Source organism: Arthrobacter sp. B3I9 (genome assembly GCF_030816935.1).
GTDB lineage: Bacteria > Actinomycetota > Actinomycetes > Actinomycetales > Micrococcaceae > Arthrobacter.
The window spans coordinates 3,421,311-3,441,002 of sequence record NZ_JAUSYO010000001.1; the positions used below are offsets into that span (position 1 = coordinate 3,421,311).

A 19,692-nucleotide genomic window follows, 5' to 3' on the forward strand; every position below is an offset into this window, starting at 1 on the left:
GATCGGCAGGTGCCTAGCCGAGCATGGACAGCACTTCACTGAACTTCGCCGACGGGCGCATGACGGCGGATGCCTTGGCCTCGTCAGGACGGTAATAGCCGCCGATGTCGGCCGGGGAACCCTGGACGGCCAGGAGTTCGCCCGTGATGGTTTCCTCGTTGGACGTCAGCGCTCCGGAGACGGCGGCGAACGCCTCCGCCAGCTCGGTGTCGTCGCTCTGGCGCGAGAGCTCCTCCGCCCAGAACTTGGCCAGGTAGAAGTGGCTTCCGCGGTTGTCCAGCTCGCCGGCCTTACGCTTCGGGGACTTGTCCTCCAGCAGGAAGGTCCCGGTGGCGCGGTCCAGCGTGTCGGCCAGGATCTGGGCGCGGGCGTTGCCCGTGCTGGTGGCGAGGTGCTCGAAGCTCACGGCCAAGGCCAGGAATTCACCCAAGCTGTCCCAGCGCAGGTGGTTTTCCTTCAGCAGCTGCTGGACGTGCTTCGGGGCGCTGCCGCCGGCACCGGTCTCGAAGAGGCCGCCACCATTGATCAGCGGAACAATGGAGAGCATCTTGGCGCTGGTGCCCAGTTCCAGGATCGGGAACAGGTCGGTCAGGTAGTCGCGGAGGACGTTTCCGGTGACGGAGATGGTGTCCTCGCCCTTGCGGATGCGCTCCAGGGTGAACGCGGTGGCCTCCTCCGGGGACATGATCTCGAGCTGAAGGCCCTCGGTGTCGTGGTCCTTGAGGTATTCCTCGACCTTGGCGATCATGTTCGCGTCGTGCGCGCGGCTCTTATCCAGCCAGAACACGGCTGGCGTGGCGGAGGCGCGGGCGCGGGTGACGGCGAGCTTGACCCAGTCGCGGATCGGCACGTCCTTGGTCTGGCAGGCGCGCCAGATGTCGCCGGGGGCGACCTGGTGTTCGATCAGCACCGTGCCGGCGTCGTCGACGATCTGGACGGTGCCGGCGGACTGGATCTCGAAGGTCTTGTCGTGGCTGCCGTATTCCTCGGCTGCCTGGGCCATCAGGCCGACGTTCGGGACGGTGCCCATGGTGGTCGGGTCGAAGGCGCCGTGGGCGCGGCAGTCGTCGATGACCACCTGGTAGATGCCGGCGTAGCTGCTGTCCGGGAGGACGGCGAGCGTGTCGGCTTCCTGGCCGTCGCGGCCCCACATGTGGCCGGAGCTGCGGATCATGGCCGGCATGGAAGCGTCCACGATCACGTCGGAGGGCACGTGCAGGTTGGTGATGCCCTTGTCGGAATCCACCATGGCCAGCTCGGGGCCCTCGTTCAAGCCCTTCTGGATGGCCGCTTCCACCTCCCCGCGGATCTCCTCGGGGAGTTCCCCGAGGCCGTTGAGGATGGAGGCGAGGCCGTTGTTCGGGCTGAGGCCCGCAGCGGCAATCTGGGCGCCGTAGGTGTTGAACAGCTCGGAGAAGTAGGCCCTGACGATGTGGCCGAAGATGATCGGGTCGGAGACCTTCATCATGGTGGCCTTCAGGTGTGCGGAGAAGAGCACGCCTTCGGCCTTGGCCCGGGCCACCTGTGCGGCAAGGAATTCATCCAGGGCGGCGGCACGCATCACGGTGCCATCGATGACCTCGCCGGCGAGCACGGGGAAGGCGCGCTTGAGGACCTTGACCGTGCCGTCCTCCTGGACCAGCTGGATCTTGAGGTTCGTGTCAGCGTCCACAACGACGGACTTTTCGTTGGAGCGGAAGTCATCGGCGTCCATGTGCGCGACGTTGGTCTTCGACTCCGGCGTCCAGGCGCCCATGCTGTGCGGGTTCTGGCGGGCGTAGTTCTTGACCGAGAGCGGCGCGCGGCGGTCGGAGTTGCCTTCACGCAGGACCGGGTTGACGGCGGAGCCCTTGATCTTGTCGTAGCGGGACCGGATGTCGGTCTCCTCATCGGAGCTCGGGTTGTCCGGGTAGTCGGGCAGCGCGTAGCCATGGCCCTGCAGCTCAGCGATTGCGGCCTTCAACTGCGGCACCGAGGCGCTGATGTTGGGCAGCTTGATGATGTTGGCTTCGGGCGTCTTGGCGAGGGCACCGAGTTCGGCAAGGGCGTCGCTGACCCGCTGCTCTTCGGTGAGGTAGTCGCCGAACGCGGAGATGATGCGGCCGGCTAGTGAAATGTCGCGGGTCTCCACTTCCACACCGGCCGTCGAAGCGAAGGCCTCGACAATCGGCAGAAACGAATAGGTGGCCAGCATCGGCGCTTCGTCGGTGTGGGTATAGATAATCTTTGCCATTGCTCGGGCGTCTCCCTGAAGGTCTGCGGATATCCGGAATCGGGTGTTATCTCAACAGTCCTAACTTACCCGAGGTGGCCGGATTGGTGCCTACCGAGTCGGGGAACGAGGTAGCGATGTCCTTCGATCACGGCTGCGTGTCCTGGGGCTCGGCCCGTCAGCAGGACGTCGCTTCGGCTGCCGCTTCTTGTACGCGCCACCGGTGGACATGCTCCGTGCCTCACCCGGCGCCCGGACATGCCCTCCGCTCCATCCACTCGCCGGCCCGAACAATGCGCATGTCCCGCCCTGATGCCCGCCAGGACTGGACATGCTCTCCCTGCACCAGGCAACCACTGGGCATGCTCCACGCTCCGGGCAGGGCCTGGACATAGTCCCACTATGTCCAGCCGCGGCCACGAAAAATGGACATGCCCTCCCGCAACGGGAGGGCATGTCCATTCGTGGTGCCGTAGGGCCGGTCCACTCGAGGGCGGCGCGGTGAAGCCCCAAGCCTGAGTGAAGCACCAGGCCCACGCGGAGCGCAGCCCCTAGTGGAAGAAGTGGCGGGCTCCGGTGAAGTACATCGTGACGCCGGCGGCGTTGGCCGCGGCGATGACTTCCTCGTCCCGGACGGAACCGCCGGGCTGGACCACGGCACGGACACCGGCGTCGATCAGGATCTGCAGGCCGTCAGCGAACGGGAAGAACGCGTCCGATGCCGCCACCGCACCCCGGGCACGCTCGGGCGCTCCGCTCGCGTCAGCGCCGGACGCTCCCCCGGCGGCGTCGACGTCGGAAGTCACAGTGACGCCCAGCGAGTTGGCGCGCTCCACGGCAAGCTTGCAGGAGTCGAGCCGGTTGACCTGGCCCATGCCGATGCCGACAGCGGCGCCGTCGGAAGCGAGCAGGATCGCGTTGGACTTGGCCGCACGGCACGCGGTCCAGGCGAAGGCGAGGTCCGCGAGGGTGGCGGGGTCGGCAGCCTCGCCCGCGGCGAGGGTCCAGTTGGCCGGGTTGTCGCCGTCGGCGTCGACCTTGTCCGTTACCTGCACCAGCACGCCGCCGGAGACCTGGCGGATCTCCGAGGGGTAGCGGCCGTAGCCGTCGGGCAGGGCGAGGAGGCGGATGTTCTTCTTCTTGGACAGGATTTCCACAGCTTCGTCCTCGAAGCCCGGGGCGATGACGACCTCGGTGAAGATGTCCTTGACCGTGTTCGCCATGCCGGCGGTGACGGTGCGGTTGGCCGCGATCACGCCGCCGAACGCGGAGACGGGGTCGCAGGCGTGCGCCTTGGCATGCGCGTCGGCGATCGGATCCGCGGCATCGGCGGAGCCCACCGCAACGCCGCAGGGGTTGGCGTGCTTGATGATCGCGACGGCCGGTTCGGCGAAGTCGAAGGCGGCGCGCAGGGCGGCGTCGGCGTCGACGAAGTTGTTGTAGCTCATGGCCTTGCCGTGCAGCTGGTCGGCCTGGGCGATGCCGGCGGGGGCGGCCTTGTCCACATACAGGGCGGCCTGCTGGTGCGGGTTTTCGCCGTAGCGCAGCACCTCGGAGCGTTCCAGCGCGAGGCCGGCGTACGCGGGCCAGTCGATCACGCCGTCGCCGTCCTCATCGAGGAACTGGCTCGCGGTCCAGCTGGCCACGGCGGTGTCATACGTGGCGGTGTGCGCGAACGCCCTGGCGGCGAGCCGGCGTCGGGTCTTCAGGTCGAACCCGCCGGACGCGGCCGCCTCCACCACGGCAGCGTAGGAGGACGGGTCCACCACAATGGCGACGGCGGCATGGTTCTTCGCGGCCGAGCGCACCATTGCGGGGCCTCCGATGTCGATCTGCTCGACGACGTCGTCCTGCGCGGCGCCGGACTTCACGGTCTCGACGAAGGGGTAGAGGTTCACGACGACGAGGTCGAACGGCTCGATCTCCATCGACTTCAGCGTTTCCATGTGCGCCGGCACGCGGCGGTCAGCGAGGATGCCGCCGTGCACGCGCGGGTGCAGCGTCTTGACGCGGCCGTCGAGCATTTCCGGTGAGCCGGTGACCTCCTCGACTTCCTGGACGGGGATCCCGGCGGCGGCGATCTTCTTGGCGGTGGAGCCGGTGGAGACGATCTTGACGCCGGCGGCGTGCAGGCCCGCGGCGAGCTCCTCCAGGCCGGTCTTGTCGTAGACCGAGATGAGGGCCCGGCGGATGGGGACACGGTCGATGGATTCACGGTCAAGCTGCGTAAAGCTCACAAAAGTCTCCGTCGTAGATCGCGGCGCGGCCGCGGGTGGTGGGATGCGGCCAGTTTATCGCGTCATGCCGTCGGCGCTTTCCGCGCGCCGGAGTGTGAAGCCGCCCGGCCTGCCCGGGGCCACGTAGAGTTTTCTTAGGAGGCGGAAATGAACACATACACCACGGTGCCGAGCGGCGAACAGGTGGTCCAGGAACTGCCCTGGCGCTGGAAAGTGCAGGGGCGGATCTTCCTGATCGGGGGTCTCGGCTTCATGTTCGATGCCTGGGATGTGACCCTGAACGGCATCCTCATTCCGCTGCTGTCGACGCACTGGCAGCTCAGCCCGGGCGAGGCCGCGTGGATCGGCGCCTCCAACCTGATCGGCATGGCTCTGGGCGCCTTCGTCTGGGGCACCATCGCGGACACCATCGGGCGCAAGAAGGCGTTCACCGCCACACTGCTGATTTTCTCGCTGTTTACCGTCTTCGGCGCCTTCTCCCCCGACTTCCTCTGGTTCTGCGCTTTCCGCTTTCTGGCCGGCTTCGGCCTGGGCGGCTGCATCCCCGTGGACTACGCACTCGTGGGCGAGTTCACGCCCCGCAGGCAGCGCGGCCGGGTCCTGACAGCGATGGACGGCTGGTGGCCGGTGGGCGCGGCCCTGTGCGGCTTCGTCTCCGCGGGCCTCATCGCGGCGTTCGCTGACTGGCGCCTGACCATGCTGGTGATGGTACTGCCGGCCCTGCTCGTGTTCTGGATCCGCCGCAGCGTTCCTGAGTCACCGCTGTTCCTGATCCGGAAGGGCCGCCGCGAGGAGGCCGCCAAGGTCATCGACGACATGGTCGACGCCACCGGCGCCGAGCCCCGCGCCTACAGCCTCCCTGAGGCCCAGGACGCCCCGCGGCTTTCCGCAGGCAGCGCCTGGACGCAGCTGGCCCAGCTGTGGAAGTACGACTGGAAGATCACGACGGCGGCCTGGTCCCTGTTCTTCAGCATCCTGCTGGTCTACTACCTGTCGCTGACCTGGATGCCGCGGATCCTGATCGGCGCCGGGTTCGAGGACTACAAGGCCTTCCTCACCACCGCATCGATGGCCGCCGTCGGATTCCTCGGAGTGGTGGTGGCCGCGCTGCTGGTGGAGCGCGTGGGCCGGAAATGGATCCTGGCGATCACCGGCCCCCTTTCCGCGCTCACCCTTGTGGTCGTGGCGATCGTGGTGGACATCCCGACGGCGGCCGTGTTCTGGCTGCTGGTGTTCGGCTTCGTGGTGCAGGTGGCCATCCCCGTGCTGTACGCCTACGTCTCCGAGCTGTACCCTACGGAGCTGCGCGGTTCGGGCTTCGGCTGGGCCTCGACCTTTTCCCGGCTGGGCGCCGGCTTCGGCCCGCTGATCTTTGCGGCCATCCTGTGGCCCGAACTGGGACTCGCGACGTCGTTCGCCCTCGCCGGCGGGCTGGTGCTGGTCTCCGTGCTGTGGATGGCCTTCTTCTCCCCCGAGACCAAGCAGCGCCGCCTCGGCTAGGCCCGAGAAACGCCCGGATGCCCTATCACGTGTAGTTGCCTCCGAGGTCTTGAAAGCACCACAAGTGATAGGGCATTCCTGGTGCGGGCCTACTGGATGCAGGTCACGTAGACCGTGAGGAGGGTGTTGCTCCTCGTCTGGGTGACGGACCAGCCGGTGGGCTGGACTAGCGGACCTGCCGGTTGGCTGATCACAACCTGGTTGCCGCCGGTCGTCAAGGATGAGAAGCCTCCACCGACGGCGACCTTGCCTACGGGGCAGGTCGCTGTAACGATCAGCCCCGTGCCGCTATTCGGCACCACGCTGACGCTGCTGGACGCTGCGTTGCCAGTGTCACCCTTGGGGCCCGCGGGGCCGGTATCGCCCTTCACGCCCTGAGCGCCGGCCGGCCCAACAGGACCCGCCGGGCCGGTGGCGCCCTGAGGTCCGGTCGCTCCAGCTTCGCCCTGGGCACCGGTTGCCCCGGTGTCGCCCTTTTCACCTTGGGCACCGGTTGCCCCGGTGTCGCCCTTCTCGCCCTGGGGGCCTGTGGCTCCGGTGTCACCCTTCTCGCCTACCGCTCCTGTGGCTCCGGTTTCGCCTTGAAGGCCCATCGGACCCATGGGGCCCGTCGCACCGGTTTCACCGGTGGCACCCGTGAGACCCATAAGGCCCATCAAGCCCTGGGCACCCGTTGCGCCGGTTTCGCCTGTAAGACCGATGATCCCCTGCGGTCCAACTGGTCCCATAACGCCGGGTTCTCCTACGTCTCCTTTGTCCCCCTTGTCGCCCTTGTCGCCCTTGTCACCAGTGAGGCCAAGGAGACCCATCAAACCTTGGGCACCCTGAGCACCTGTCGCGCCGGTTTCTCCGACGTCGCCCTTCTCACCTTTGTCCCCCTGGGCACCGGTCGCGCCCGTGGCACCGGTGTCGCCCTTCTCGCCCTGAGCGCCCGTGGCACCGGTCGCGCCAGTGTCACCTTTCTCGCCCTGGGCACCCGTTGCACCCGTGGCACCGGTGTCACCCTTCTCGCCCTGGGCACCCGTGGCACCGGTGTCACCCTTCTCGCCCTGGGCACCCGTGGCACCCGTGGCCCCGGTGTCACCCTTCTCGCCCTTGTCGCCCTGGGCACCCGTTGCACCAACCTCACCCTGGGCACCCGTTGCGCCAACCTCACCCTGGGCACCCGTTGCACCCGTGGCCCCGGTGTCACCCTTCTCGCCCTTGTCGCCCGTTGCACCAACCTCACCCTGGGCACCCGTTGCACCCGTGGCCCCGCTGTCACCCTTCTCGCCCTTGTCACCCGGGGCACCCGTTGCACCAACCTCACCCTGGGCACCCGTTGCACCCGTGGCCCCGGTGTCACCCTTCTCGCCCTTGTCACCCTGGGCACCCGTTGCACCCGTGGCCCCGGTGTCACCCTTCTCGCCCTGAGCGCCCGTGGCACCGGTCGCACCAGCGTCGCCCTTCTCGCCCTGAGCGCCCGTGGCACCAGTCCCGCCCTTCTCACCTTGGACGCCCGCCGCGCCCGCCGGCCCGGCCGGGCCCTGGATCCCCTGCAGATTCCAGGAGACCGGCGTTTCCTTCTTCAAATCGCACGTCTGGCCGGGGCCGAGGACCCGGAGTTGACCGCCGTTGTTTATGTTGTAACAGCCACTGATTTGGCCGGCGCCGGGCGTCGCCGACACTGCGTACGCGGCAGTAACAGCTCCCGTTCCTAGAACGAGCGCGGCAGTAAGACCAAGGACTTTGGGACTGGTTTTGGCAAGGCTGAACTTAGGCATGGATACCCCTGATAGCGAGAAATGAAACGAAGAGGGCGCCAGACTATTTGTTGAACTTCAGGCCAACCAGCGTAATGTCGGGGAATTTGATACTGGCATTCTCGGTGAAGATACTTGTCTTCTGATAGTCGGTACTCGCTTATTGACAGTTCCCGGTACTTGGCCCCCTGAAACGGTGGACATGAGCCCGGCTACGGCCCCGCCCACGTTGCTCTCTCACCTCGGGTCGTTCAAGACGGGCAGAGGCGCAAAGAGTGATAGCTCAACCGGGGGACACGGCCGGACAGTGTCAGGCGGGAAGGGTCAGGCCCGGTGCTCGGCCGCGAGTGAGGCCAGCGTGGATACCAGCAGCCGGCGCTCCACTACCTTAATGCGTTCGTGCAGGGACTCTTCGGTCTCGCCGTCGCCGATTGCCACGGCCTCCTGCGCGATGATGGGGCCGGTGTCAACGCCGGCGTCGGCCCAGTGCACGGTGCAGCCGGTGACCTTCACGCCGTACGCCAGCGCATCGCGCACGCCGTGGGCTCCGGGGAAGGACGGCAGCAGCGCAGGGTGGGTGTTGAGGTACTTGCCGCCGAAGGCATCGATGAAGTCGGCGCTGACAATCCGCATGAAGCCCGAGGACACGACAACGTCCGGCTGGTACGCGGATACAGCTTCGGTTAGCGCAGCATTCCAGGCTGCCCGGTCTGGGTAGGCCTTGAAGTCCACCACGAAGGTAGGGATGCCCGCCGCGGCCGAGCGCTCCACCCCGTACGTCCCCGGCCGGTCCGCCCCAACCGCGGCAATTTCGACGTCGAGCTTTCCCTCTTTCACGGCGTCGATGACGGACTGGAGGTTGGAGCCGGTGCCGGAAACGAGGACTACGATGCGCATTGTCCTAGCTTATGGGGCTGCTCGCGTAGGCTGGAAAACATGAATTCTTCCAACGGCTCCGACGCCGGCCAGCGGACCCAGCGTCCGCCCAGCGACGCGGCCAAGACCTCGCAGGTGCGGACGCAGAATCTTTTCCGCACCTTCATCGTGGTGGTCCTGGGATCGTTCTTCGTGTACCAGCTGGCCATCGATTACCTCTGGCTGAGCGCGATCCTGACGGCGGCCGCCATCGTACTCGGCGTTCTGGTGCTGGTCCGGGCGGCGAAGCTCAAAGAAACCCGGCTCGTGCTGATCGGCGCGATCAGCGGTCTCGTGGTCGCGGCGGTGCAGGTGCTGCTGGTCGCATCCTCGGCGGTATTTTTCAACCAAGTCCGGGATTACCAGCAGTGCGCCCGCCAGGCCCTCACCCAGCAGGCTGCCTCCCAGTGCCGCACGCAGCTGCAAAACTCAATGCCGGTGCAGCTGCGCTAAGCCGCCCCTAGCTGGGAGCCCTAGCGGGCGGCCGGTTCCAGGTCCGCTTCGTGCAGATCCTGCTGGCGTTCCAGCCAGGGTCCCGCCGCGTAGCCGACGACGACGCCGATCCCCACTTCGGCGGCCACGAACAGCGCCGTCCGGAGCGGGTCCGGACCGATTTCGGTCAGGCGCCCGATGCCGGCCGAGCCCCGGGCCAGCCAGGCCAGTCCCGCAGTGAGCAGCCCGGCGACGCCGCCGACGATGACCCCCAGGACAAGGGTCGAGGCCGCGGCGGTGAACCAGCGGGCATGCATCTTGATCGACAGCCATTCGTCGAAGTGGTTTTCGCCCTCGCGCAGGAACCACCAGCCGGCCAGGGTCCCGGCGAGCACCGGCACCACGAGGGCGGCGAAGCCGTAGTCCAGCGAGCCTGCAGGCAGGGCCGCGAAGACCGGGATGGAGGGCAGCGGGCCGACCGCGGTGCCCAGAGCGCCCGCCTGCGAGCCCACCCCAAGGGCGAACCCGCCGCCGGAGATCCAGGCCAGCGCAAACACCACGAGGTTGGGCAGGAAGCCGAGCTGCGCGACGGTGAGGGCCGCGCCTCCCACGGCTCCGGCGTCGAGCGCTTCATAGACGGCGATGACGAGGTTCCAGTGGATGAAAAGGTCGACGGCGAGCAGCGCGGCGGCCATCGCCAGGCTCGCCATCAGCGCGAGATAGCCCGCCTTGATCGCCGAGCCGAGGTAGGAACCGGCCCAGCGCGAGTGCTGGCTGGTCCGGGACAGCCAGTCCACCGCATCGACGCCGATAAGCCGGCTCCACGAACCGGCCTCCCGGCGGGCGCCGACCACCATGCCGAGCGCGAACGGTACCAGCGGGGCGAGGGCGGCGGACCAGAGGCCGATGCCGACGTCGGACGTGCGGCAGATGAAGCCTGTAGTGAGCCCGAAGCCGGCGTAGACCAGCCAGGAACCGAGCAGCGCCTGCCAGAGCTGGTCCGTGTAAGAAGCGCGGGCCAGGCGGCGGCCTGCACGCCAGGCGAGCAGGAACGGGATGAGGGTCAACCCCAGCGGGACCAGCGAGAGGACGCCGGACTCCGGCTGGGCCGCGGCGCCGGAACCCACGGTGTCCAGCAGCAACGGAACGCCGTGGATCAGCAGCCACGCCTGGCCGGCGAGCCGGGCGAGGACGTCGGCGCCGTTGTTCTGGAAACCGGCTGTGGCCCACACCGCGATGATCGGCGCGGCCACCACGAGGGCCGATATGACAGCCGCCTGGGCGGACTCGAGGGCCCCCTGCAGCCACAAGGGCATGGGAAGTCCACGTTCTCCGGTCTGATCAGCGCGCAGTTTCATCGTGATCCATCGTGCCACGGGAGGCCGCCCGCGGCCGTTGCGACAGGCTCAAAAGGACCCGAATTCCGGCGGGCGGCAGGACCTTGGCGGCGCTTTTTCCGGAGGGCCGCCGTAAAATTGTAGGTGTCCGCAATCAGTGGTTGGAGGCAGAAATGACCACCGCATCTCCACACGCACATGGCGTTCACTTCGGACGGACTGATGTTCAGAATGTCGGCATGGGTGTGGGTATCGTCCTGATGGTCGTGGGCATCCTGGGGTTCATCCCCGGCATCACCACGCAGTACGGCGAACTGAGGTTCTTCGGACCCGATTCCAGGGCCATGTTCCTGAACCTGTTCCAGGTGTCTATGTTGCTGAACATCGTTCAACTCGTGATCGGTGCCACGGGCGTAGGCATGTCCCGGAACGCGATGGGCGCCAGGAACTACCTCATGGGCTTCGGCCTGCTGTACATCGTCCTGAGCATTTACGGGCTAATCGTCGGCGTGGGGTCGGCAGCTAATTTCCTGTCGCTGAACACCGCGGACAACTGGACCCTGATGGTGCTGGGCTTAGTGATGCTTGGCGTCGGTTGGCTTATGTCACGGCATCTGGCTGACGACGCAGGGACCCGGTAATTCAGACAACCGGGATATAGGGAGCCGCGAATGAGTAACGTTTCATAGCAATCTGAAAATTCGTACTACCTGCTGGTGTAGGCGTCCCGCGGAAACGCAGCGGCTGCACCAGCTTCCTGATGTCTGGGGCGCTGGGGCGGTCGGTCGCTCGCGGGCGGTCGGGCGGTCGACGGCGCGAACTGTGCCCGCTTTGCACATCCGGCCGCTTTCAAGCCCGGCATGGCGGCCATTTTCCGACCAATCGCGCACCCGCCTCGCTTTTTGCGGCCAGTTCCAACCAATCGCGCAGCACGACGCCGCCACTTTGCCGCATACGGTCGCTTTAAAGCCCCGCGTTGCGGCCACTTCCGACCAATCGCGCAACCTGCAGCTCCAATGGCGCATTTCGGCCCATCGGCTCGATAGAAGGACGACGCGGCTCGACGGTTTGCCGCAAACGGCCGCCCGCCACCCGGACGGAGCGGCGGAGCTACGGCCGTTTGCCGAAAAGGGTCGCTTTCAAGCCCGGCATAGCGGCCATCCGCGGCGAATCGTGTGCGCGGAGACCATAGACTCACGTCCACGGCAACGCGGAGGCGGGCTCAGAACCGCAGGAGCGAGTACGGCATGCTGGGCAGGTTGCCCGCTGTCCAGGGGCGCTCCGATTTCTCAGGCGGAATCTGTTTGCGCCCGTCGCGGATAACCACCACCACGGTGCTGACGACGCCGAACAGGGTCACCGCTGCCAGGATGATCAAGAGGACTGCAATGGATCCGGTCATGTCCAACACCTCTAGGTTAATTTTACTGCTCTTCACTCCTGCGAGAATGGCCAGATGACAGCCATCATCCTGGGATGGGACCCGGAGAACTGGAACCGCTGGAGCTACCCCGCCGCGGTGGCCCACGTCGCAGCGACCGGCTTGGTCGTGGAGCGCTGGGGCGTAGGCGGGCACCGTAATATCGCCGCCGGAACTGATGCCTGGCTGGTCCTCCAAGGGAGCCACGCCGGCGGGCTGATCGGCCACGGCGTCGTCGTCTCAGAACACCCCGAACCGGCAGTCGTGCCTGCGGGCCCGTCGGCGCCCCGGCAGCGCCGCGCGCCCTTACCGGGCGAGCCAGGGGAACACTTCGAACCGGTGCGGGCAGGAGCTCAGGAGGCGACCGTGCTCGTAGCGTTCGATGCCCTCCTCCCCCTCGGTGAGCAGGTCCCCTTTGATCTCCTCCACCGCGCCGTCCCCGGGATCGCGTGGGACGTCCTTCAGGGGTCCGGGCTGCAGGTCGAGCCGGCAGATGAGGCGCTCATCCGGAGCCTTTGGCGCGAGTCCGGACCCCTGCCCGGTCCGGATCCCACTCAGCCCGTCCCCGGCACGCACCCGCAGGACGCTGTCGTGCGTGTCCTCGCGAACCGCTATGAACGGGACGAGGATGCCCGGCGGGCCTGCCTTGCCCGCCACGGCACCAGCTGCGCCGCCTGCGGTTTCTCCTTCGAGCTGACGTATGGCGAAATCGGTATGGATTTCATCCAGGTCCACCACATCGTGCCGGTGGTCCAGCTCGGCGGTACTTATGAGCTGGATCCCATCACGGACCTCGTGCCGCTTTGCCCCAACTGCCACGCGATGGCCCACCAGGGCGTCGGCACCCCTCGGACGGTGGCGGAACTGCGCCGGATCATCGGCGGGGCCGGCTACCTGCGCGGTAGCTTCGTCTCCCCCGAGGAGCTCGAAGCCCAGCGCGAAGCCCGGCGGATCCTGGGAAACTAACCCGCGCTTGGGCCGCCCCCGAGACCCCCAGAGGTTCCCCGGCGGAAGCCCGGGAATCCCGGCGTCGCTGGCCGAAAAATATTCTCTTCCGGCTATGGACTTACGGACAAACAGCCACTCAGACTGTCTACAACAGCTGACTTGGCGGCCCCGTATACCGCTCACAAGTCCAGCCGGGTTCTATCCGCGGCATCGTTGGGGGCTTTGTCGCAGACCCTTTTCCAGCACCGTGAAAGGACCTGGTTATGCCTGACGTGTCAGCATTTCTGCCGCTTATCACCACGATCATCGCAGCGATCCTCGTGGTCGCCGTCATCTGGATTGCCACAAAACTGATGTGGAAGGTGGCTGAGCCCAACGAGGCGCTCATCATTTCGGGTCTGACCCGGGGCACCCTGGACACCCGGGCGGGCATGGATTTCAAGATCGTGACCGGCAAGGGGGCGCTCGTGCTGCCGGGGCTGCAGACCGTCCGGACCTTGTCCCTGACCCTGAACGAAACCGAACTCAAGGTTTCCTGCGTCACCTCCCAGGGCATCCAAGTCATCGTCGAGGGCGTGGTCATCTACAAGATCGGTGACGCCCCGGCATTCATCGCCAACGCCGCACGCCGCTTCCTCGGACAGCAGCCCAAGATGGAAAGCCAGGTGTACAACGTCTTCGAGGGGCACCTGCGCTCCATCATCGGCAGCATGACCGTGGAGGAAATCATCCGCGAGCGCGACAAGCTCGCCTCGCAGGTCCGCAGCGCCAGCGGCGTTGAAATGGAAAAGCTTGGCCTGGTGGTGGATTCGCTGCAGATCAAGGACCTGCAGGATCCCACGGGCTACATCCAGAACATCGCCAAGCCGCATATCGCCCAGGTGAAGATGGAAGCCCGCATCGCCGAGGCCACCAGGAACCGGGAAGCGGCGGAAAAGGAAGCCGAGGCGGAGGCACTGATCGCCGATGCCCGGAGCGTCTCGGCAATCCGGCAGTCGGTGGCGCAGGCCAACGCCGAGCGGGCGAAGGCCAACGCTGCCCAGGCCGGCCCGCTTGCCGACGCGACGGCGCGCCAGCAGGTGGTGGTGCAGGAGACAGAGGTGGCCAAGCTGGAGGCGGACCGCGAGGAACAGAAACTGCAGACCACCATCCGCAAGCCCGCCGACGCGAAGGCTTATGCGAAGCGCACCGACGCCGAAGGCCAGAAGTCGGCCGACATCAGCGCCGCCGAAGCGCTGGCACGGCGCACCGAACTCGAAGCGCAGGTCAACGCCCGGCGGACTGAACTGCAGGCCCAGGCGAACGCGACGGCGGCAGCCGCGGCGGCCGGCGCCACCAAAGTTACCGGCGAAGCGGAGGCCGCAGCCACGAAGGCCCGCGGCGACGCCACCGCTTCCGCCATCAAAGCCAAAGCCCTGGCCGAGGCGGAGGGCATCAGGGCCCGCGCCGAAGCCTTGGGAACCAACCAGGACGCGGTCATTTCGCAGCAATTGGCCGAGAGCATGCCGTCCATCATCGCGGCAGCAGCCGAGCCCTTCGCCCATGTCGGGCAGCTCACCGTCCTCAACGGCGGGGAAGGCGTCAACCGCATGATCGGCGGCATCCTCGCCCAGGTGGGCGACTACCTCCCGGCCCTCAGGTCCGCTCTGCGGAACGGCAGGGAGGACTCCAAGCGGCCGCAGAAAGTCCCAAGTGCATAGGGACGTCGACCGGAGCCTCACCGGCAAGATTGCCCGGGTTACGGGACGGATCGGACCGGGCACCATCGGTGAAGTGATGCTGCCGTACCGGGGTGGCACGAGCGCGTTCCATGCCCACCCTTTTGACAAGACGAGTGTGTACGCCGTGGGCGAGGAAGTGCTGGTCATCTACTACGAGCCGCCCCAGACCGTCTACGTCGACGAACTACCGGACGTTCTCAAAAGCGGCTAGCCGCCGCTGCGCGTTTCAGGTTTCATGGGCCTGTGCCACTTGGCGTCTCCGGGCACACCAAGGCTGCACCGGTGCCCAGGCGTCAAATGCGCTGACGCAATGCACGTCGTTGCACGGCACTGTCGCACGTCACCCCTATGATTTGCTGTGGGGAGGAAGTAAATGAAATATTGGTCTCACATAACCGTTCGGGTGGTCGCATGAGCGCGGAGCGACGCACGGACGCGGCCGCTTCCGTGGGTTCTTCACGCGACGCCGCGGGTGCCAATCCGGTGATCAGCCTTGCCCCCTCCTCCCAGGCCGTACTGGAGTCCTGTCCGGACGCTCTTCTGGTGGTTGGCGAAGACGGCACCATCCGCATGGTCAACGCCGCCACGGAACGAATGCTCGGCTACACCCGCGAAGAACTCGTCGGCCAGGACCACCGGATGGTAGTGGCGGAAGGCTTCCGCAGCAGTTTCCACCGGCTCTTCTCCGCCCTCCGACGGGATGCCGACATCGGTGCCCTTCCGCCCGTCGAGGTCTACGGCCTGCGCCGTGACGGCTCAGAGTTCCAAGCGGAAATCACCTGCTCACTCGTGGCCCCCGTCTGGCCGAGCCCCGACGCAAACCCGCGCACCGACCCAGCCCCGGGAACCGACGCAGACCCAGGCACCGACCCAGCCCCGGGAACCGACGCAGACCCAGGCACCACCGCAGCCCCACCCGCGCACCCCCACGACGACGTCTGCGTCGCCGTTCTGGTCCGGGACACCTCCCGCCGGCTGCAGGCCGACTCGGAATTGCGCTCAGCGATGTCACTGTTGTCGGCCACGCTGGAGTCCACCGCGGACGGCATCCTCGTGGTCAGCCGCGATGGCCAGATCGCGGGCGTCAACAACCGGTTCACCTCCATGTGGGGTATTCCCCGGGAGCTGCTGGCCACCCGGGATGCAGAGGCGGTGCTGGACTTCGCGCTGGACCAGTTGGTGGATCCCGCCGGGTTCATCGAAAGAGTCAAGGCTGTCCGCGCTGATCCCGCGGCGGAAAGCCACGACGTTCTGGACTTCCGGGACGGCAGGACATTCGAGCGCTATTCGCGCCCGCAACTCGTAGCGGATGAGGTGGTGGGGCGCGTCTGGAGCTTCCGGGACGTCTCGCCCGCCCGGACCGCGCAGGACCGGATCACCCAAGCCATGGCGGACCTGGCCGAGCAGGCCGCGCAGCTCAAGGCCCTCGCCTTCAAGGACCCCCTGACCGGCCTCTCCAACCGGCAGCTGTTCAACGAACGTCTCGCCGCTGCTCTGCAGGGGCCCAGCGGGACCGCCGTCGACGTCCTGTTGCTGGACCTGGATGACTTCAAGGAAGTCAACGACATCCATGGCCACCACGCCGGTGACCAGCTGCTGGTCGAGGTGGGCCGGCGGCTGCGCGCGTGTGTCCGCCCGGACGACGTCGTTGCACGGCTGGGCGGTGACGAATTCGTCATTCTGCTGGTCGGTTCGCCCGACGCCGGGGCTGCCGCCGAGCGGATCGTCGAGTTCCTGAAGGTGCCCCTGTGGATTGACGGGACCATGCTGCGGCCCAGCCTCAGCCTGGGGCTGGCCTCGCTTTGCGAGGAGACCGTGGACGCTTCCGAACTGCTGCGGCGGGCCGACGTCGCCATGTATGCGGCAAAAGCTGCCGGAAAGAACCGGTACCTGCGGTTCCGGCCGGAGATGATGGCGGCCCTCGTGGAGCGCACCGAGATGGAAGCCGGGCTGCGGATGGCTATCGACAGCGGCCAGATCGGCGTGCACTACCAGCCGATTCTGCTGGCCAAGCACGACGCCGTCCTCAAGGTCGAGGCTCTGGCGCGCTGGGAACGCGACGGTGAACTCGTGCCGCCGGGACAGTTCATCCCCGTCGCGGAGCGCAGTGGCCTGATCATGGAGATCGGCACCGAGGTCCTGCTCACGGCATGCAGGGAAATGAAGTCCTGGCTCGCGGAGGATGCGGCGCGGTCGCTGGCCGTCAACGTGTCCGGGGTGCAGCTGCAGCACGGCGATTTTGCCGAGGTGGTGCTGGCCGTAGCGGAATCCTGCGGTGTGGCCCCCCGTCAGCTGGTCCTGGAGGTCACCGAGAGCGTGTTCTTCCACGACGACTGCCACGTGATCCAGCAGTTGGTGGCCCTCCGGAAGGCCGGCGTGCGCGTAGCCCTGGACGACTTCGGCACCGGCTATTCGTCGCTGGGCCGGCTCCAGGGCCTCCCGGTGGACACCCTGAAGATCGACCAGTCCTTTGTCTCGATGATCCACACCGGTGCGGAGAAACTGCCGATCCTCAGTTCGATGATCAGCATGGCCCACGGCCTGGGCTTGACCGTCACGGCGGAAGGCGTGGAGACCGAGAAGCAAGCCAAATATCTTCTCCAGCTGGAATGCGATTCACTGCAGGGGTTCCTCTTTTCCCGCCCGGAACCGAGGCCCCTGCTGGAGCCGGCCATCGCCCGCTCGGTCGCCGCTTTCGCCGCCCTGCGGGGGGACCGGGTGTCCGGCAACCGCTGACCCGCCCGTTTTCCGACGGCGTCCCGGCCGTCCAGCACGGCGTACCGCCCCACTTCCGACGGCGTACCGGCCGTTCCGTACCACGCCCCTTCCGGCCGTTCCCGCCGATCTGTCCTGCCATTCCGAAAAAGCAGGCCCAGGATGCTGGACAGCGGGCCGGGGAACCCTATGATCAGTGATAAGTATTGCCCACGGTGTCGCCGCTGGGATCCGTCTACATGACCGCCGCTAATGGAGGCCGGAATCACCGTGGGGAATGGGTTCGAAGAGACCCTGCTCGAGCAGGGTCCAGATTCCTTCTTGCTGCTCACTGCAGACGGCACCATCGCCTACGTGAATGCCGCCGCCGAGTCCCTCTTCGGCTATCCCCGGGAGCAGCTGCTCGGCGTCCACCACACCGTCCTGCTCTCGGACGACGAGCGGGGCGGATTTTTGCGCCTGTTCAGCCTGTTGGGCCGCGGCGGCCGGACCGGCAAGCAGCCTTTTGCGGCGGTAGGCCGCCGCCGGGACGGCACCGAGATCACTCTGGAGGTCACCTGTTCGCTCGTGACGCTCGACGCCGGGGCCGGAGCCGGCATGGCGGTCGCCATCCGGAACGGGAGCCATCGGAACGACGCCGACTCCGGCCGCCGCCTGGCCGTCTCGCTTCTGGACGCCACGCTGGAGACCACGGCCGACGGGATCGTGGTGGTCTCCTCCGAAAGGCAAATCACCGGAATCAATGACCAGTTCCTAAGGATGTGGGGCATGCCGGCTGACATTGTGGCAGCCGAGGACCCAACGGCGCTGATCAGGTTCATCGCCGGGCAACTGGTCCACCCCGAGCAATTCCGGGAAAAGGTCGCGGCGCTCTACGCGGACCCGACCATGCAGAGCCATGACGTGCTCGAATTCGAGGACGGGCGCACCGTGGAACTGTACTCGCGCCCGCAGAAGCTCGCAGACACAATCATCGGCCGGATCTGGAACTTCCGGGACGTCACTTCCCGCCGCCGCGCCCAGGACCAGGCCCGGCAGGCCATGGAGGAACTGGCTGAGCAGGCGGACAAGCTCAAGGAACTCGCCTTCCAGGATCCGCTGACCGGCCTTGCCAACCGGACACTCTTCCACGAACGGGTATCCGCGGCCCTGCTCACGCCCGAGCCGGTGCATGTGCTGCTGCTGGACCTGGACGACTTCAAGGAGATCAACGACGTCCTGGGCCATCACGCCGGCGACGAGATGCTTGTGGAAGTGTCCCGGCGGCTGCAGAACTGCGTCGGACCGCACGGCACCGTGGCCCGGCTGGGCGGGGACGAGTTCGTGGTCCTGCTGGTCGGCTGCCAGGACTCCGACGCCGTCGCGCAGCGAGTGTTGAGCGCCCTCAACGCCGCGACCTCTATCGAGGGCACCATGGTGCGGCCAAGCTTGAGCCTGGGCGTTGCTTCGCGTAACGACGGGTCGACGACGTCCACCGAACTGCTCCGGCAGGCGGACCTCGCCATGTACGCGGCCAAGGAAGCCGGCAAGAACTGCTACGTGCATTTCCAGCCGGAAATGCTCGCGGCGCTGCTCGAACGCACGCAGTTGACGTCCGGGCTGCGGCGCGCCGTGGAGCTGAGCCAGATCACCGTTCACTACCAGCCGGTGATCTCCACGGAACGGCTCGAGGTGGTCCAGTTCGAGGCCCTGGCCCGTTGGGACTGGGGCGGACACCTGATGTCCCCCGACGGCTTCATCCAGACCGCCGAACGCAGCGGCCTGATTCGCGATATCGGCGCCGAGGTCCTGCGGCGCAGCTGCTCCGAACTGCAGCCGTGGCTGGCTGCGGATTCCTTCCGGAGCCTCGCCGTCAACGTGTCCGGCGTGCAGCTCAAGAACCGTGACTTCGCCGAGCGCGTCCTGGACATTGCAGCCTGGAGCCGCGTGGATCCGCACCAACTGGTGCTGGAGGTGACGGAAAGTGTCTTCTTCGACGCCGACACCCACGTCATTTCCCAGCTCGCCAGCCTGCGTGCGGCCGGAATCCGGGTGGCATTGGACGACTTCGGAACTGGGTACTCGTCCCTGGGCCGGCTGCAGGACCTGCCGGTGGATGTGGTCAAGATCGACAAGTCCTTTGTCTCCATGCTGCAGACCGGGGTGGAGAAGCTCCCGATCCTGACGTCCATGATCTATATGGCCCACAGCCTCGGCCTGAAGGTCACTGCCGAAGGTATCGAGACCGCGGCCCAGGCCCGCTACCTGCTGGAGCACGGCTGCGATGCCCTGCAGGGCTACTTGTTCTTCTCCCGGCCGGTGCCCGAATGCGAGCGGCAAAATGCGGTGCGGAGGTCCGTGGCGGCCATTGCCGCGCTGGACGGCGTCCCGCTGAACGGGTAGCGGCCGCAGCGACACCTTCTCCTGGCCTGGGACGGAACACGCAGCGGCGCGGTGCACACCATATGATGCAGGCAGCGCAGTCCTCGGTGTTCTCCGCCTGGCGCCTGCAACATATCGTCGACGCTTTTGGG

The 19,692-nt window shown here is 66.8% G+C and carries 14 protein-coding genes; 8 read left to right on the forward strand and 6 right to left on the reverse strand.

Annotation, left to right across the window (positions count from 1 at the left end; genetic code table 11):
* Positions 1-13 precede the first annotated feature (13 nt).
* Positions 14-2,233, reverse strand: coding sequence for an NADP-dependent isocitrate dehydrogenase (locus tag QFZ65_RS15825; protein ID WP_306911639.1), 2,220 nt, complete (start codon positions 2,231-2,233; stop codon positions 14-16).
* A gap of 530 nt (positions 2,234-2,763) precedes the next feature.
* The gene (gene purH / locus QFZ65_RS15830; RefSeq protein WP_306911640.1) at positions 2,764-4,449 is read right to left on the reverse strand and encodes a bifunctional phosphoribosylaminoimidazolecarboxamide formyltransferase/IMP cyclohydrolase; all 1,686 of its coding nucleotides are present in this window, start codon (positions 4,447-4,449) and stop codon (positions 2,764-2,766) included.
* Between the two features lie 147 nt (positions 4,450-4,596).
* Between purH and QFZ65_RS15835 the strand changes: the two genes are divergently transcribed.
* Positions 4,597-5,949, forward strand: a complete 1,353-nt coding sequence (locus tag QFZ65_RS15835) for an MFS transporter (protein ID WP_306911641.1) — start codon at positions 4,597-4,599, stop codon at positions 5,947-5,949.
* A gap of 89 nt (positions 5,950-6,038) precedes the next feature.
* On the opposite strand, the gene QFZ65_RS15840 is transcribed toward QFZ65_RS15835, so the two are convergent.
* Positions 6,039-7,520: an exosporium protein gene (locus QFZ65_RS15840; protein ID WP_306911642.1), complete on the reverse strand. Its 1,482-nt coding sequence runs from the start codon at positions 7,518-7,520 to the stop codon at positions 6,039-6,041.
* Positions 7,521-8,015: 495 nt separating this feature from the next.
* Positions 8,016-8,588, reverse strand: a complete 573-nt coding sequence (gene purN, locus QFZ65_RS15845; RefSeq protein WP_306911643.1) for a phosphoribosylglycinamide formyltransferase — start codon at positions 8,586-8,588, stop codon at positions 8,016-8,018.
* A gap of 39 nt (positions 8,589-8,627) precedes the next feature.
* Between purN and QFZ65_RS15850 the strand changes: the two genes are divergently transcribed.
* Entirely contained in the window at positions 8,628-9,059 is a 432-nt protein-coding gene (locus QFZ65_RS15850) for a hypothetical protein (RefSeq protein ID WP_306911644.1), read from the forward strand.
* A 20-nt stretch (positions 9,060-9,079) separates the two neighbouring features.
* Here QFZ65_RS15850 and QFZ65_RS15855 read toward each other — a convergent pair whose 3' ends face one another.
* The gene (locus QFZ65_RS15855; protein WP_306911645.1) at positions 9,080-10,396 is read right to left on the reverse strand and encodes a DUF6350 family protein; all 1,317 of its coding nucleotides are present in this window, start codon (positions 10,394-10,396) and stop codon (positions 9,080-9,082) included.
* A 152-nt stretch (positions 10,397-10,548) separates the two neighbouring features.
* Between QFZ65_RS15855 and QFZ65_RS15860 the strand changes: the two genes are divergently transcribed.
* A complete protein-coding gene (locus QFZ65_RS15860; protein ID WP_306911646.1) occupies positions 10,549-11,016 on the forward strand; it encodes a DUF4383 domain-containing protein in 468 nt (155 codons plus the stop codon).
* A 581-nt stretch (positions 11,017-11,597) separates the two neighbouring features.
* Here the strand turns inward: QFZ65_RS15860 and QFZ65_RS15865 are convergent.
* Complete coding sequence (locus QFZ65_RS15865; protein WP_306911647.1) at positions 11,598-11,777, reverse strand: hypothetical protein; 180 nt, start codon at positions 11,775-11,777, stop codon at positions 11,598-11,600.
* Between the two features lie 54 nt (positions 11,778-11,831).
* Between QFZ65_RS15865 and QFZ65_RS15870 the strand changes: the two genes are divergently transcribed.
* The 5 genes from QFZ65_RS15870 (at position 11,832) to QFZ65_RS15890 (ending at position 19,561) form a co-directional block, all read left to right on the forward strand.
* Positions 11,832-12,761 carry an HNH endonuclease gene (locus QFZ65_RS15870; protein ID WP_306911649.1) on the forward strand — a complete coding sequence of 310 codons (930 nt, stop codon included), beginning with the start codon at positions 11,832-11,834 and terminating at the stop codon, positions 12,759-12,761.
* Positions 12,762-13,006: 245 nt separating this feature from the next.
* The gene (locus tag QFZ65_RS15875) at positions 13,007-14,443 is read left to right on the forward strand and encodes a flotillin family protein (protein ID WP_306911651.1); all 1,437 of its coding nucleotides are present in this window, start codon (positions 13,007-13,009) and stop codon (positions 14,441-14,443) included.
* The gene (locus QFZ65_RS15880; protein WP_306911653.1) at positions 14,436-14,675 is read left to right on the forward strand and encodes a hypothetical protein; all 240 of its coding nucleotides are present in this window, start codon (positions 14,436-14,438) and stop codon (positions 14,673-14,675) included. Before QFZ65_RS15875 ends, QFZ65_RS15880 begins: the two co-directional genes overlap by 8 nt.
* Positions 14,676-14,875: 200 nt before the next feature.
* Positions 14,876-17,200 carry an EAL domain-containing protein gene (locus QFZ65_RS15885; RefSeq protein WP_306911655.1) on the forward strand — a complete coding sequence of 775 codons (2,325 nt, stop codon included), beginning with the start codon at positions 14,876-14,878 and terminating at the stop codon, positions 17,198-17,200.
* 231 nt (positions 17,201-17,431) lie between these two features.
* Entirely contained in the window at positions 17,432-19,561 is a 2,130-nt protein-coding gene (locus QFZ65_RS15890) for a bifunctional diguanylate cyclase/phosphodiesterase (RefSeq protein WP_306911656.1), read from the forward strand.
* Positions 19,562-19,692: the final 131 nt, after the last annotated feature.

Coding starts and splice junctions, on each gene's coding strand:
- QFZ65_RS15825 (WP_306911639.1), bottom strand. CDS start 2,233: ATGGCAAAGATTATCTATACCCACACCGACGAAGCGCCGATGCTGGCC.
- QFZ65_RS15870 (WP_306911649.1), top strand. CDS start 11,832: ATGACAGCCATCATCCTGGGATGGGACCCGGAGAACTGGAACCGCTGG.
- QFZ65_RS15855 (WP_306911645.1), bottom strand. CDS start 10,396: ATGAAACTGCGCGCTGATCAGACCGGAGAACGTGGACTTCCCATGCCC.
- QFZ65_RS15885 (WP_306911655.1), top strand. CDS start 14,876: ATGAGCGCGGAGCGACGCACGGACGCGGCCGCTTCCGTGGGTTCTTCA.
- purN (WP_306911643.1), bottom strand. CDS start 8,588: ATGCGCATCGTAGTCCTCGTTTCCGGCACCGGCTCCAACCTCCAGTCC.
- QFZ65_RS15890 (WP_306911656.1), top strand. CDS start 17,432: ATGGAGGCCGGAATCACCGTGGGGAATGGGTTCGAAGAGACCCTGCTC.
- QFZ65_RS15850 (WP_306911644.1), top strand. CDS start 8,628: ATGAATTCTTCCAACGGCTCCGACGCCGGCCAGCGGACCCAGCGTCCG.
- QFZ65_RS15835 (WP_306911641.1), top strand. CDS start 4,597: ATGAACACATACACCACGGTGCCGAGCGGCGAACAGGTGGTCCAGGAA.
- QFZ65_RS15875 (WP_306911651.1), top strand. CDS start 13,007: ATGCCTGACGTGTCAGCATTTCTGCCGCTTATCACCACGATCATCGCA.
- QFZ65_RS15865 (WP_306911647.1), bottom strand. CDS start 11,777: ATGACCGGATCCATTGCAGTCCTCTTGATCATCCTGGCAGCGGTGACC.
- QFZ65_RS15860 (WP_306911646.1), top strand. CDS start 10,549: ATGACCACCGCATCTCCACACGCACATGGCGTTCACTTCGGACGGACT.